Source organism: Curtobacterium sp. S6 (assembly GCF_000710345.2).
In the GTDB taxonomy this organism is placed as follows: domain Bacteria; phylum Actinomycetota; class Actinomycetes; order Actinomycetales; family Micrococcaceae; genus Rothia.
In genome coordinates this window covers 133216-147477 of the sequence record NZ_JHEL01000009.1, presented here as the reverse complement: position 1 = coordinate 147477, position 14262 = coordinate 133216, and the positions used below count along the sequence as shown (strand labels likewise).

The window sequence follows — 14262 nt, the reverse complement described above, 5'->3', positions numbered from 1 at the left end:
AGCCTGAGTAGGTCAGGGTGACCTTAGTAATTCTTCAGCTGGCGTCACGGAGTCACCGGTATTCTTGGAACCATGACCTCAAATGCTTCTGATCACACCCTCGCCGAGTCGGGCCGCGGCCTGGACACGGCGGGCATGGACACCGATGTCGACCCCAAGGACGACCTCTACCGATACGCGAACGGCGCCTGGATCGCGCAGCATGAGATCCCTTCCGACCGCGGAATCGACGGCGCTTTCTACGCCCTGCGCGATCGCTCGGAGGAGCAGATCCGAGACATCATCACCTCCGCCGGCGAGGCCGACCCCGAGTCTAAGGTCGGCGCGCTGTACAACTCCTTCATGAACGAAGACGCCATCGAGGAGGCCGGCAACCTCCCCTTGGATAAGGACCTCGAGCTGCTCGAGACGGCCAAGGACAAGGACGGACTCGTCATCGTCATGGCGGCCCTCGACGCGAGCGGCGTCGGAAGCCCCGTGGGCGTCTACGTGAATAACGACGCCAAGAAGGCCACGCAGTACGTCCCGTATCTCGCCCAGTCCGGACTCGGCCTGCCCGATGAGGAGTACTACCGCGAGGAGAAGTACGCCGAGATCCGCGAGGCGTACCGCGAGCACATCGCGTCGATGCTGACGATCACCGGCGTCGCCGAACGCTTCGGTCAGACGCCCGAGGCCGCCGCGAACACGATCTTCGATCTGGAGACCCGCCTCGCCGGGCACCACTGGGACAAGGTCACCTGCCGCGACGCCCACAAGACCTACAACCCCTATTCGCCCCAGAAATTGGCCGAGGACTTCCCCGGTTTCCCCTGGGAACGCTGGATCGGCGCCCTCGGCGGAACGCCCGAAGGCTTCGAGCGCGTGGTCGTGGCGCAGCCCTCGTACCTCGAAGGCTTCGCCGAGATGTGGTCCTCCGAGCCGATGGAACACTGGGTCTTGTGGCTGGCCTGGAATATCGCCCACTCGCGCGCCGCATTTCTGCATTCCGCGGCGGTACGGGAGAACTTTGAGTTCTACTCCAAGCGGCTCATGGGCACCGAAGAGATGCGCGACCGGTGGAAGCGCGGCGTCGGACTGGTCGAGTCGCTCCTGGGCGAAGAGGTCGGCAAGGAATACGTGGCCCGCCACTTCCCGCCGGAGCACAAGGCCCGGATGCAGGAGCTCGTGGGCAACCTGATCGAGGCCTATCGCGAGTCCATCTCCGCGCTGGACTGGATGACCCCCGCGACCCGCGAGCGTGCCCTGGAGAAACTGGGCAAGTTCAATCCCAAGATCGGCTACCCCGACGAGTGGCGCGACTATTCGAAGCTGAGCATCGGCGAGAACGTGGTGGACAACGTCCGGGCGGGCAACCGCTTCGAGCACGAATACGAGCTCGGCAAGCTCGGGCAGCCGATCAACGTGCACGAGTGGCACATGACCCCGCAGACCGTGAACGCCTATTTCAACCCGGTCATGAACGAGATCGTGTTCCCCGCCGCGATCTTGCAACCCCCGTTCTTCTCGATGGACGCCGACGACGCCGCGAACTACGGCGGCATCGGCTCCGTTATCGGTCACGAGATCGGGCACGGATTCGACGACCAGGGCGCCAAGTACGACGGCGACGGCAACCTCAACGACTGGTGGACCGAAGACGACCTGCGCGAATTCGAGAAGCGGACCGGCTCCCTGGTCAGCCAGTATTCGCAGTTCACGCCGGAAGGGCTCGACCCGTCCGAGGACCGCATCAACGGCGAACTGACCCTGGGAGAGAACATCGGCGACCTCGGCGGACTGACGATCGCCATCAAGGCCTACCGCAAGGCCCTCGAAAAGAGCGGAACCACGCTCGAAGAGGCGCCCGACGTCGACGGGGTCAGCGCGATCAAGCGGCTCCTGCTGGCCTATGCGCAGATCTGGCGGTCCAAGGCGCGTCCCCAGACCGCCAAGATGTTGCTCTCGATCGACCCGCACTCCCCGTCGGAGTTCCGTTGCAATGGGACCGTGCGCAACGTGGACGAGTACCACGAGGCCTTCGGCGTGCAGCCCGGTGACGAGATGTGGCTCGCCCCGGAGGAACGGGTCCGCATTTGGTAGTGGCCGAGGTCTTCGTGGTCGGGTCGGTCAGCCGTGACGTCACCGTCACAGCTGACCACTTCCCCGCCCCCGGCGAAACCGTGGTCGGGGATTCCGTGACCTACGGTCTCGGCGGGAAAGGCGCGAACCAGGCGGTGGCCGCGGCCCTGACCGGGGCGCCCACCGCATTTCTCGGGTGCGTCGGTTCCGACGAGACAGGGCCCCGCCTGGTCGAGGCCCTGCGCGATCGCGGGGTACTGACCGAGCCCATGGCCGTCGTGGACGGGGACACGGGGACGGCCCACATCACCGTGGACTCTCACGGTGAAAACACGATCACGATCGTCCCCGCGGCCAATCGCGGTGTCAGCCCGGAGCGGGTGAGCCGCGCGAGCCGTGACGGCTTCGGCGGGGCCGCGGTGGTGGTCGCCCAGGGCGAGATCCCGGTCGAGACCATCGAGGAGCTAGCGCGCGGCGTCGCGGCCTCCCCCGCGAGGTTCGTGCTGAACCTGGCGCCGGCCGCGGAGGTCTCCGGCGAGTGCCTCTCGCTCGCGGATGTGCTGGTGGTCAACGAGTCCGAGGCCCGCGCGGTGATCCAGCGGCACGGCCTCCCGGACCGCGGCTCCCCCGCCGCGACGCTGACCGGCATCGTCCCGGCGGCGGTCGTCACCTTGGGCGGGGAAGGCTCCGAGATCGCCACGCGCGCGGATGCCCGCCCCACCCGCATCGATGCGACCCGCGCCGAGAAGGTCGTGGACACGACCGGGGCCGGCGACGCCTACGTGGGCGTCTTCGCGGCGTGTTTGGCCTCCTTCGCCCGCGGCCTCGATTCCCGGCACGACCTGACCCTGGACGCCCTGACCCGGTGCGCCCGCATCGCCTCCCGGGAGGCGGCCCGCGTGGTCGCCGCGCCGGGGGCGTCTTCGTCCTACCGCCACTTTTCCTTGGAGGAATAATGCAGATCGATATGAATTCCGACTCCGGAGAGTCCTTCGGCTCCTGGACCATGGGCGACGACGCCGCGATGGCCAGGATCGTCTCTTCCCTCAACGTGGCCTGCGGTTTCCACGCGGGCGACCCCGACGTCGCCCGGGCCACCTGCCGCTCGGCCGCTCAGAACGGCGTGGCGGTGGGCGCCCACGTCGCGTACCCGGATCTTCAGGGATTCGGCCGCCGGGTCATGGACATGGCCCACGACGAACTCGTCAACGCCGTGATCTACCAGATCGGCGCGCTCCAAGCCCTGGCTCTGGCCTCGGGAACCCGGGTCTCCTACGTGAAACCCCACGGCGCCCTGTACAACCGCATCGCGAAGGACGCGGCCCAGGCCACGGCCGTCGCGGAAGGCATCGCGACCGTGGACCCGAGCCTGCCGATTCTGGTCCTGCCAAACTCCCAGATCGCCGAGGCCGCGGAGCACGCCGGCCTGCGCGCCGTCCCGGAGATCTTCGCGGATCGCGGGTATTCACCGGACGGCTCGCTGGTCTCGCGTCGCGAACCCGGGGCCGTCCTTCACGACGCGGAAGAGATCGCCGCCCGCGTGGTGCGCATGGTGACGGAAGGAAAGGTCACCGCGGTGGACGGCACGGATGTGCCGGTCTCGGCCGAAAGCGTGTGCGTTCACGGCGACACCCCCGGCTCCGTCGACATCGCCCGCTCCGTCCGCGCGGCCCTCGACGCCGCCGGCGTGGAGGTCCGCAGCTTCGCCGCCTGACCGGACTCGATGGCCCCAGGCCGGGGCCGAGCTTGCCCGCGGCCGAGCCGAGCGATCCGCTCGACTTATCACAACATATTGCCGCTTCCTTATATGTAGTGGATAATTTTGAAAGAGGTCGGACACCTAGCGCGTCCTCGTCGGCGAGCCTTCCGCCGAGGTATGCGTCGGGCGGCCCGATACGGAAGCCCGGAAGGACGACCTTCGTTTCGATGTCGAGATTCTCACTCATCAGGAGCACGTCATGACCACCGATCACCACGGCGCCGAGCACTCAGTGGCCGAGCACGAACACGGAACCGACTGCGGCCACGAAACCGTCCAGCACGGAGATCACGTCGACTACGTCCACGACGGACACCTCCACGCCCTCGACGGCGACCACTACGACGAGCACGGTTCGGCTCCCGAACGCAAGGCCGAGCATTCAGTGGCCGAGCACGAACACGGAGCCGACTGCGGCCACGAAACCGTCCAGCACGGAGATCACGTCGACTACGTCCACGACGGACACCTCCACGCCCTCGACGGCGACCATTACGACGAACACTGACCAACCCGACGCGCACATCGCGACACATCGTGAAAGGCCGACCGAGCATCGTGCTCGGTCGGCCTTTCTCGTCGGCGCGGGGCCGAGAGCGGTTGCCGGGGTCAGGCCGGGGCGACCACCCGGTCGTCGGTGACGTTCCGCTTGCGCCAGGCCCCCACGATCCACATCCAGAAGAATATGAACAGGCAGATCATCGGGATCGCCGAGACCACGAGCGGAAGAGTCGAGATGTCGTCCAGGTACTGCGAGGAGCCGTAGAGGGCGATGCCGATCCACATCGGGGAGATGTACAGGCCGATTCCCGCGATCCACGCGAGCGTCAGCGCGATCACGCGTTGAGCTCCCGGGCGCGCGAACAGCCACGGCACGGCGTCGACCGCGATCGCGGCGATGATCAGCGGGTACCAGGTGTTGTGGTGCGACCACGAGATCGGGGAGATCGAGAGCATCACGAACGCGTTCAAGGACACGATCGACAGCTTCATCCCGCGCTTATCCAGGGACGGAATGACCGCGGCAACGCCCACGATCAGCGCGAGGATCAGGACGTACATCACGATCTTGAGGACGGAGCCGGTCAGCCCGATGTGCATGAGCCAGCCCTGGATCGAGATGTTGTCCAGGTAGTTGATGTTGCCCACGCGGGAGGGATCCGAGATGGCATGGAACCAGAACTGCTTGGCCTGGTGCGGCAGGAAGATCACGCCGATCAGGATGGTTCCGGCAAAGGATGCCGCCAGGGTCACCAGGCCCTTGAGGTCCTTGCGCATCAGCATCACCAGGCCGAAGGCCAACGGCGTGAGCTTGATGCCGGCGGCGATGCCGATCAGCAGTCCGCGGGGCACCTTGGTCGCGGGACGCAACAGGTCCGCGAGGATCAGCAGCATGATGAGCGGGTTGATCTGTACCAGGCCGAGACCGCGACGCCACGGCCCGGAGAGACAGATGAGCGCCGCGAGGAGGGCGATCGTGGTCGTCCGGCCGAGCTTGTCCTGGAAGGGAATCTTCCGGCCCCGGTGATTCACGTAGTCGTAGATGATCGCGGCGAACCACCAGGCCACCGCCATGGAGAAAATCACCATGATCGCGATGCCCGCCTTGACCGGCAGGAACGCGAAGGGGAGGAACAGGATCGCCGCGAAGGGCGGGTACGTGAACGGCAGGAACGAGGTTTCCGTGAGGGGAACGAGCTGCAGATCGTACAGGGACTTGTCCATGCCGTCGTTGCCGAACAGCGTGGTCGCGCCGGCGCGGTACACGGTGAAGTCCAGCCCTCCGGTGGTCATGGCGTACCAAAACTGGCCGCCCAGGACGATCACGACGATCGCCCACGCGACGATCTTCCAGGGGAGGGATTGCCCGGTCTGGGCTGCGGGGGAAGAGGTCATATCGGTGTTCTCTCGGGTGCTCAACGCTGGTGCTCGGCGTCGGTCGCGGAGTCCGCGCCGTCACGCCCGGTGGACGGGGTCTGCTGGGCTCCGGCGGCGGAAGAACCGGTGGACGTCGACTTCGACGTGGCCACCAGGTTGGTCGGCCCAGAACCGGCGCGCCGGCGACGACGCTTGGTCGGTTTAGCCGGGCGTGGTGCGTCCTCGCCGTCGGCGGCGGATTCCTCGTCCTCGGCGGATGCCTTGGCCTTCTTCGGCATTGCCGCGATGCGCAGGGCGGTCTCGACGATGATGACCAGAAGGAAGATGTAATACATGATCAGCGAGGGGTACAGGGCCCAGATGGTGCCCACCATGCCCACGATGGTCGCGACGAGCCCTAGGACGCCGATGACCGCGATGATCATGTGCGCGACGTAGAACCGTTCGGAGTCCTTATTGCGCCACGCCAAATAGATGGACATCAGAGCGAACAGGACGGGAAAGAACACCTGCCCGGCGACGGCCATCTGCGTGCCTCCCCACTGATAGACGCCCATCGCTTGGATGATCGCGGCGGCGGCCAGGGCCAGGGAAGCAGGCAGAGATTTCATGGCGGCCAGTCTACCGGCCTCAGGCCGTGATGAAGTACGTCAGCCCAGCGATCACGAACACGGTTCCGGCCAGCAAAGCGCAGGCCAGCTCGATCAGCATGCCCACGCCGGCGGCTTTGAGCGCCGCGACCGAGGAGGAGACCGCCGAGTCGAGGTCGCGCTGGCGGTACAGCTCCGAGGCGAAGAGCCCCACGACGAATCCGAGGAGCAGGCCGAGCACCGGAATCACGAACATCCCGACGATCGCGCAGATCACGCCAATGAGGACGGAGCGATTCGGGATCTGCCGGCGTTTCATGGTGCGCCCCGTCAGGAAGAGCGAGGCACACAGGCCGATGACGGCCAATCCCCCGCCCGCCCCGAGGACCCACCAGCCCTCGGGCGCGCGCACGGTCAGCGACCACACGAGGGTCGCCGCGAGCACCAGGATCGAGCCGGGCAGGATCGGAACGATGATGCCGACGATCCCCACGATGATGAGTAGCGCGGCGACGATGGTCGCGATGATGGCGGGAAGCATGCCTCGAGTCTATGGCCGGCCACGATGATCACGCGAGACCTCCCGCCGGCCGCACGGGCCGCCGCCTCGGGGGCGCCCGGGTCCTGCGACCCTAGGCGCTGCCCGCGACGGCGGCCGCCGCGTTCATCTGGACGTAGTCGCCGTTGGCCGATCCCGTGGATTGCAGGATCGACCGGATGTCCTCGACGCCGAGGCCCGGGTTCCGCTGCTTCATCATCGCGATGGTCCCCGCGACGTACGGGGAGGCCATCGAGGTCCCGTTGAGGGTTCCGTAGGTGGCCGCGCCCGGGGTCGTGGCACCGTCGTTCATGGTCGACCAGATGTCTGCGCCCTCCGAGCCGCCCGGGGCCAGCACGTCGAGCATCGGACCGTAGTTCGAATAACCGGTCATCGCCCGGTCGGTCGAGGTCGCGCCGACCACCACCGCGCCGAGGCAGTTTGCGGGTGCGGCGCTGCCGGCGTCGATCCCGTCGTTGCCGGAGGCCACGACCACCGGAACATTCTTCGCGTGGGCGCCGTCGACCGCGTCCTTGAGCACCGAGGGGCACGTCCCGGAGGGCCACGAGGCCGAGAGGTTCACGACGTCGGACGGATTCTGATTGTCTGGTACTCCGGCCACCGACTGACCCGAGGACCAGCTGACCGCGTCGGCGTTATCCGAGACGTAACCGTCGGCCCCCGCGCCCAGGGCCCGGGCGGGCTGGATGCGGGCGTCGGGCGCGGTTCCCGCCACGCCCTCGCCGTTGCCCGAGCTCGCCGCCGCGATGCCCGCGACGTGCGTGCCGTGCCAGTTCGAGGTGCCTCCGTCGGCCCAGTCGCCCTCGTCCGTCGGGTTGTCGTCGCGCGCGTCCCCATCCCGAGCCGTCTCCGGGTCGGAGACGAAATCGTAGCCGGGGACGATCTTGTCGTTGAGGTCCGGATGGTCGGTGATGCCCGTGTCCACGACGCCGATCGTGACGCCGTCGCCGGTCGCGCCGTTCCACGCCTCCGGGGCACCGATGTCCTGGAGGGCCCACTGCTTCGAGAAGTAGGGATCGTTCGGCGTGGTTCCCGGGTTGGCCGCCGAGGCCTGGTGGATCTTCTGGTCCGGCTCGGCGTAGACGACCGAAGGGTCGGCGGCCAAGGCTTCGGATGCCTTGCGTGAGTCGTCGTGACCCATCTCGTGCGGCAGGGCGACGACGTCGGCGTGACCGGCGGTCTTCTTGACCCGGTGGTACGAGGCGTCCCGCGACGACAGGGCTCGCTGTTTGGCCTCCTCGGGGACCCCGTCCCGGAATTTCACGATCAGGCGGTCGGTGGTCTCATCGACGGTCGCGGCTTTGCCGGTCGCGCCGGAGGATTTCTGGGTGTTGGCCGCCTGATGGCCCTGCTTGAGCTGTGCGGCGCTCGGCCCGGAGGCGGGAGCCGCCGAGGCCGGGGCCAGGGGAAGCGCGGACAGGGCGAGGATTGCGGCACCGGCCGAAAGGGCCGCGGCGAGTGATCGAGAAGAAGTCATATACGGTTCGGGTCGACGACGGATGGGGCCGCCCCCGCACCGGGCGGACGGCGACCGATCCGATCCTAGGCAACCCCGAGGAGAGAAAACCACCCCGCCGCGGCCCGCCGGGCAAGGAAGAGCTGATCCCCGAACGCTACCTGGAACCGGCCTGGGCACCATCCCGACGGACGCCGAACAGATGGTCCGTGTGCTCGTTGCCGAACATCGCGTCCGGGTCGAGGCGATGACGCATCCGCCGGAAATCCTCCCACCGGGGATACAGCTCGGAGAGCTCCTCATGCCCCAGGGTGTGGCGTTTTCCCCAGTGAGGGCGTCCGCCGTGGGCCCTCAGGATGGGCTCGACGCCGTGGAAATATTCCGACGGGTCTTCCTTGGCGAAGCGGTGAACGGCCAGGTACATGGTCTCCCGACCGTAGGCGGTCGACAGCGGCACATCGTCGCCGGCCGAAACCCGCGCCTCCACGGGGAAGGTCACGGAGATGTCCTTCGACTCGAGGAAAGCCCGGATCTCGCGCAGGGCCTCGGGGCCCTCCGCGAGCGGCAGGGCGTATTCCATCTCGTTGAAGCGGACGCGACGCGGGGACACGAAGACCTCGTGCGCGGCCGCCCGGTAGGAACGGTTGGAGGTGGCCTTGGCCGCCAGTCGGGCCAGGGGCTCTGCCGTTGCCGGGAATCGTGCGCCGACCTCACACATCGCGCGCAACGCCGCGTTATCCACCAGCTCCTCGCTGATCATGCGCATCCACGCGGGTCGTCGTCGGATCGACGCGAGGTGCGGGGGCGCGGCCGCACCGCCGGCCACCCGGGTGTTGGTCTTGACCATCGTCCGATCCGTGTGAGGGAACCAGAAGAACTCGAGGTGATCGTGCGAGCGGGCGCGCTGTTCGAAGCCGTCCAGGATCTCGTCGAACGATTCCCCGGTCTCCTGCGCAATGAGGTCGAAGGCCGGAACGCATTGCACCTCGACCTCGAGGATGATTCCCAGAACGCCGAGGCTGACCCTCGCGAGGTCGAAAAGTTCCGGCCGTTCGGACTCCGAGACCCGCAGGATCTCGCCCGACGCGGTCAGTAGCGTCAGCCCCGTCAGGATCCCGCCGAATCCCGTGAACCCGAGCCCCGTCCCGTGGGTGCCCGTGGAGATGGCGCCCGCGATCGCCTGAGGATTCACATCCCCCTGATTCGGCAGCGCCAGCCCGTACGGAGCCAGGAGGCCGGGTATGTCACGCAACCGCGTCCCGGCCAGGAAGCGTGCTCGCCGGTTCACGGGGTCGACGTCGATGACGCCGGTGAGCCGGTCCAGGCTGATCACGTGATCCGTGCCCATCGCCACCGGGGTGAAGGAGTGAGCCGCGCCCACCACGCGAACCCGCTGGCCCGAGCGGGCCGCTTGCTCGACCACGCCCGCGGTCTGCGCGAAGGTTTCCGGCTTCCACAGATGCCTCGGATTTGAGGTCTCGATCCCCGACCAGTTGCTCAGCGTATTCATCAAAATGCCCATCCTCTTCCACGATAGGTCGACCAGGTGTCGACGACTCGGCCCTCGGAGACCACCAGGTACTCGTTGAGATGTTCGGCCGGCTCCCCGGCCTTGGCGTGCCGCAGATAGACGAGATCGCCGAGGCTCAAGAGGTCGGCTCCCGGCCCGTGGAGCGGCGTCTGCACCTCGCCCGGGCCTTCGGTCGACGAATAGTTCAGCCCCTCGGGCCAGTCGACGATCGGGAGGCGGTCCCGGCCCACCGGACCCGAGGCGACCCAGCCGCCCTGGAAGAGCGTGACCCATCCCGGGGCGGGACGCCGCACGACCGGCGTCGCGATGAACGCCGCAGGTCGATGCTGGAAATTCGTGTAGCCGTCGAAGAGCCCCGGGGACAGGAACCCCGACCCGGCCGCCATCTCCGTGAGGGTGCCCTCCGCCGCGGAGCTTTCGAGCGAGCCCGTGCCGCCGCCGTTGACGAATTCGAGGTCGTGCTCGCTGCGGATCGCATCGATCACCCTGGTGCGGCGGCTCTTCAACTCCGCCATAGAGACGCGCTGCATGAGGCGCGTGGCGGCCGCCTTGAGGCTACGACCGGCGTTCCCCTGCCCCGCGATCTGGCCCTCATAGGACATGATCCCCACGAGCTTGAAGTGTGGCCGTTGGGCGATCTGATGCACCACGTCGAGGGCCTGTTCGGGGGTCCGGATCGGCGAACGCCGGGCGCCGAGGTGAATGGTGTCGGACAGGACCTTCTCGAAGACCCTGAGGGACGCGTCGACGTCCAGGCACAGGCGAACCGGGGGTCGGGGCTCACGCAGGGAGGGTTGTTCCTCGATCCCTTCCCGGAGGTATTTCTCCACGTAATCCAAGTGGCCGGGGGAATCGATCATCACGGTGATGTTTTCCCGATCCCGATTGCTCCTCGCGAGGCGTCGCAGACCCGGCCGGTTGGTCGTGGGATAGCCGACCAGGATGTCGGTGAACCCTTCCGCGGACAGGGCCAACGCCTCTTGGAGCGAATAGGCCAGGATGCCGGCGAAGGAGTCGTTGGCCAGGATGTGCCGCAGGGCCCCGGGGGCACGAATCGACTTCGATGCCACGCGAATGCGCAGGCCCTGGGCGCGCTCCCGCAGGGCGGCCACGTTGACGTCCAGGGCATCGCGGTCGATCACGCCGACCGGTCCGTCCATCCCCTCGAGGGCGCGGCGAATCGACAACGAAACCATAAACATCCTTGCGTATCTCTATGAGTGCTTCTCATCACAGCCTAGGCGAAATCTGCCAGACTGGACGCATGAGCGCCCACCATGTCGAAACCGCCGGTATCGCACACTTACCCCTCGCGACGAGGCGATTGAACGAATTCCTCACGGACAATCTGGCCGATGACCTCCTGAGCACGGGGCCCCAATTCGACGCGCGGGCGCCCGGACTGAATGCCCGGCTCAGCACCTTGCCCTCCGCGACGGCGGAGGATGTACGTCGCGCCGCAGCCTATGCCTGCAGCGCGCAGCAGGGGTGGGCGCGTCGGCCGGTCCGCGAGCGCGCCGCGGTCCTGCTGCGATTGCACGACGAGATTCGACGGAACGAGGCCCTGATCCTCGACGTGATCCAGGCGGAGACGGGAAAATCGCGGATCCACGCCTACGACGAAGTCTTGGACGCCTATAACGTGTGCCGCTTTGCCGGATATGACGCCCCGGGGGCTCTGGCGCGGGAGCGACGCCGCGGCGCGCTTCCGGGGTTGACCGGCACGAGCGTGGATCACCTGCCGATGGGCGTCGTCGGCTTCATCACGCCGTGGAATTACCCGGTGTCCCTGGGCGCGACCGATCTCCTCTCGGCCCTCGTGGCCGGCAATGCCGTGCTCCACAAGCCGGATTCGGCGACGACGCTCTCCGCCCTGCTGCTGAGGCGGCTCGCGGTATCGTCGGGCCTCCCGTCCGGGCTGTGGCAGCTCGTCCCGGGCCCCGTGGATGAGGTGGGCGAGGCGCTCCTGGAAAGCTCCGACGCGATCTCTTTTACCGGTTCCACGGCCGCCGGGCGGGGCATCGCGGCGTCGGCCGGCCGTTCGCTCACACCGGCGACCCTCGAACTCGGCGGCAAGAACCCGATGATCGTCTGCGACGATGCTTCCCTCGACGCCGCCGTGGACGGCGCCCTCCGCGGGTGTTTCGCTTCGACGGGCCAGCTGTGCCTGTCGATCGAGAGGATCTACGTCGCCGAACCGCTTTATCAACGGTTCTGTGAGCGTTTCGCCCGGGCCACGCGCGAGCTGCGGCTCGGCTTCTCTTTCGACCACCGATACCAGGTCGGTAGCCTCATTTCCCCCGAACACGTCGAGCGTGTGCGTTCCGCGGTCGGGGACGCGGTGGAGGCCGGCGCGCGGGTCATCGCCGGGGGCGAGGCCCGTCCCGATCTCGGACCGTGCTTCTTCGAGCCCACGGTCCTCGTGGACGTTCCCGCCGCGGCGCGCCTGACGCGCGAGGAAACATTCGGCCCGGTCGTCGCGGTCTACCCGGTGAGCGGGGACGATGAGGCGATCGCCGCCGCCAACGACACGCCCTACGGCCTGAACGCGAGCGTCTTTTCGGGCCATAAAGCGCACGGGTTGTCGGTCGCGCGACGCCTAGAGGCCGGGATGGTCAACGTCAACGAGGCCTTCGCGGCCGCGTGGGGTTCGATCGCGGCACCCTCGGGCGGGCTCAAGGCCTCGGGCCTCGGCCGCCGCCACGGCCGCGAGGGTATCCGTGAGTTCACCCGGACGCGCACCGTCGCCCATCAGCGGCTCCTGCCGATCGCGCCCTCGGGCGTCCTGCCCCCGGAGAGGTTTCAGAAGGTCTTCACCACGGCCCTGGCGGCCATGAAGCACGCCCGCATTCGCTAGGGCGTTCGCCGGGTCGGTCACGACGTCGTGACCTGCCTCATCCGCCCGTGGGGGAGGGCGAATCCACTCTGTAAGCTATGGACGATGCCTACTTCGAATGCACGCTCGACCAGCCCCTCCCCCTCCCGCGGTGGGGGCCCCTCGATCCTGCGCACCCTCGCGACGCACTGGCAGGTCGTGGTCGCCCTCGTGCTGCTCGTGGTCGGCGCGACCGGCCTGATGGTCAGCAATTACGGCAAGTCGGAGTGCTCGGCGATGAACTCCTCCCCGATCCCGGATCATCTGGCGAATGACCTCCAGAAGGCCTCCGAGACCTCCGGATTCCCGGTCAGGGTCCTCGCGGCGCAGATCGAAGCGGAATCCGGGTGGGACCCGGACGCCCATTCTCACGCCGGCGCGATGGGGATCGCCCAGTTCACCCAGGACACCTGGGACGTCTGGGGTGAGGGCGATCCGATGAACGAGAAGGACGCCATCGCCGCTCAGGGCCGGTACATGAAGTATCTCCACGGGGAAGCGGACAACTACTCCTCCTCGGAAGAAGACTCGACGCGTTTCGCCCTGGCCGGGTACAACGCCGGACCGAACGCCATGAAGAAGGCCAAGGGCGTCCCGGAGATCTCCGAAACCCAGCACTACGTCGATAAGATCATGAAGCTTTCCCAGGGCAAGTACTCGCAGACCTGCTGACGACCTGCCCGCGTAGAATGGGCACCATGTCACATCTTCCGTGGATTCTGTCGGTCACCGAGGCTCAGAAGCTGCTGGCCGACCCATCATCGCCGACCGCCCTCGCGGATGTCCGCTGGTACCTGGACGGGCGCTCCGGCCGCGAGGCATACGCGGGTGGCCACCTGGCGGGGGCGGCGTTCGTGGACCTCGAGACGGTCCTTGCGGCCCCGGCAACCCCCACGAGCGGCAGGCATCCCCTGCCCGATGAGGAAACCTTCGCCGCCGGGATGGAGGCCGCCGGCTTCACCGAGGAGACCACGGTCATCGCCTACGACGACGCCTCCGGGGCCTCGGCCTCGCGGCTGGTCTGGCTCCTGCGCGCCACCGGCCACCGGGCCGCCCTCCTGGACGGCGGCATCCAGGCGTGGACCGCCGCTCGCGGTGAAGGATCCCTCGAAACCGGCGATCCCGGCGTCTCCCCCGCGCCGGCCGGTAGCTTCGCGAGGACGCCCGTCGATCCGGAATGGCTCGCGACCATGGACGACGCGGTCGCGGCGGGCCGTGAGGGGCAACCGCTCATCGACTCCCGCGCGCCGGCACGATTCCGCGGGGATACCGAGCCCATGGACGCCTGGGCGGGGCATATTCCGGGCGCGACCAACGTGTTCCACGCCGAGAACATCGGCGCGGACGGGCGGTTCATTCCGGCCGACGAGATCCGCGAGCGCTTCGCCGCCGCAGGGGGCCCGGCGGAGGGGCCGGCGCCCATCGTGTATTGCGGCTCCGGCGTCACGGCCTGCCACAATCTCGTCGCCATGGAGGCCGCGGGTCTGCACGGTCGCCTATATCCGGGCTCGTGGTCGCAGTATTCGGCGCTGACCCCGGCCCCGTGAGGAACC

The 14262-nt window shown here is 67.7% G+C and carries 13 protein-coding genes; 7 read left to right on the top strand and 6 right to left on the bottom strand.

Translation table 11 applies throughout. The features are described from left to right. Positions 1-72: 72 nt before the first annotated feature. From CURSPS6_RS00915 to CURSPS6_RS00900, 4 genes are all read left to right on the top strand, one after another. Positions 73-2082 (top strand): M13 family metallopeptidase, encoded by a 2010-nt coding sequence (locus CURSPS6_RS00915; RefSeq protein WP_030013419.1) that lies wholly within the window; start codon positions 73-75, stop codon positions 2080-2082. Continuing rightward, the gene (locus CURSPS6_RS00910; protein WP_030013418.1) at positions 2082-3017 is read left to right on the top strand and encodes a ribokinase; all 936 of its coding nucleotides are present in this window, start codon (positions 2082-2084) and stop codon (positions 3015-3017) included. Before CURSPS6_RS00915 ends, CURSPS6_RS00910 begins: the two co-directional genes overlap by 1 nt. Continuing rightward, entirely contained in the window at positions 3014-3775 is a 762-nt protein-coding gene (locus CURSPS6_RS00905) for a LamB/YcsF family protein (protein WP_152978008.1), read from the top strand. Before CURSPS6_RS00910 ends, CURSPS6_RS00905 begins: the two co-directional genes overlap by 4 nt. Positions 3776-4019: 244 nt before the next feature. After that, on the top strand, positions 4020-4328 hold the full coding sequence (locus CURSPS6_RS00900) for a hypothetical protein (RefSeq protein ID WP_030013416.1): 309 nt from the start codon (positions 4020-4022) through the stop codon (positions 4326-4328). 101 nt (positions 4329-4429) lie between these two features. Here CURSPS6_RS00900 and CURSPS6_RS00895 read toward each other — a convergent pair whose 3' ends face one another. The 6 genes from CURSPS6_RS00895 to CURSPS6_RS00870 all read right to left on the bottom strand — a co-directional run bounded on the left by CURSPS6_RS00895 (position 4430) and on the right by CURSPS6_RS00870 (position 11030). Next, the gene (locus CURSPS6_RS00895; RefSeq protein WP_051687467.1) at positions 4430-5716 is read right to left on the bottom strand and encodes a glycosyltransferase 87 family protein; all 1287 of its coding nucleotides are present in this window, start codon (positions 5714-5716) and stop codon (positions 4430-4432) included. Positions 5717-5736: 20 nt separating this feature from the next. Then, positions 5737-6309 (bottom strand): hypothetical protein, encoded by a 573-nt coding sequence (locus tag CURSPS6_RS00890; RefSeq protein ID WP_051687466.1) that lies wholly within the window; start codon positions 6307-6309, stop codon positions 5737-5739. A gap of 19 nt (positions 6310-6328) precedes the next feature. Continuing rightward, on the bottom strand, positions 6329-6829 hold the full coding sequence (locus CURSPS6_RS00885; protein ID WP_030013411.1) for a DUF456 domain-containing protein: 501 nt from the start codon (positions 6827-6829) through the stop codon (positions 6329-6331). Between the two features lie 91 nt (positions 6830-6920). Beyond that, positions 6921-8324 carry a S8 family peptidase gene (locus CURSPS6_RS00880; RefSeq protein ID WP_051687465.1) on the bottom strand — a complete coding sequence of 468 codons (1404 nt, stop codon included), beginning with the start codon at positions 8322-8324 and terminating at the stop codon, positions 6921-6923. Between the two features lie 136 nt (positions 8325-8460). Then, the gene (locus CURSPS6_RS00875) at positions 8461-9813 is read right to left on the bottom strand and encodes a D-arabinono-1,4-lactone oxidase (RefSeq protein WP_082469892.1); all 1353 of its coding nucleotides are present in this window, start codon (positions 9811-9813) and stop codon (positions 8461-8463) included. Then, positions 9813-11030, bottom strand: coding sequence for an alanine racemase (locus tag CURSPS6_RS00870; protein ID WP_030013407.1), 1218 nt, complete (start codon positions 11028-11030; stop codon positions 9813-9815). Before CURSPS6_RS00870 ends, CURSPS6_RS00875 begins: the two co-directional genes overlap by 1 nt. Positions 11031-11098: 68 nt before the next feature. On the opposite strand from CURSPS6_RS00870, the gene CURSPS6_RS00865 reads away from it, so the two are divergent. The 3 genes from CURSPS6_RS00865 to CURSPS6_RS00855 all read left to right on the top strand — a co-directional run bounded on the left by CURSPS6_RS00865 (position 11099) and on the right by CURSPS6_RS00855 (position 14256). Further along, positions 11099-12691 (top strand): succinic semialdehyde dehydrogenase, encoded by a 1593-nt coding sequence (locus tag CURSPS6_RS00865; protein ID WP_051687464.1) that lies wholly within the window; start codon positions 11099-11101, stop codon positions 12689-12691. A gap of 84 nt (positions 12692-12775) precedes the next feature. After that, positions 12776-13381 carry a lytic transglycosylase domain-containing protein gene (locus CURSPS6_RS00860; protein ID WP_051687463.1) on the top strand — a complete coding sequence of 202 codons (606 nt, stop codon included), beginning with the start codon at positions 12776-12778 and terminating at the stop codon, positions 13379-13381. A 26-nt stretch (positions 13382-13407) separates the two neighbouring features. Then, positions 13408-14256 carry a sulfurtransferase gene (locus tag CURSPS6_RS00855; protein ID WP_030013403.1) on the top strand — a complete coding sequence of 283 codons (849 nt, stop codon included), beginning with the start codon at positions 13408-13410 and terminating at the stop codon, positions 14254-14256. Positions 14257-14262 lie beyond the last annotated feature (6 nt).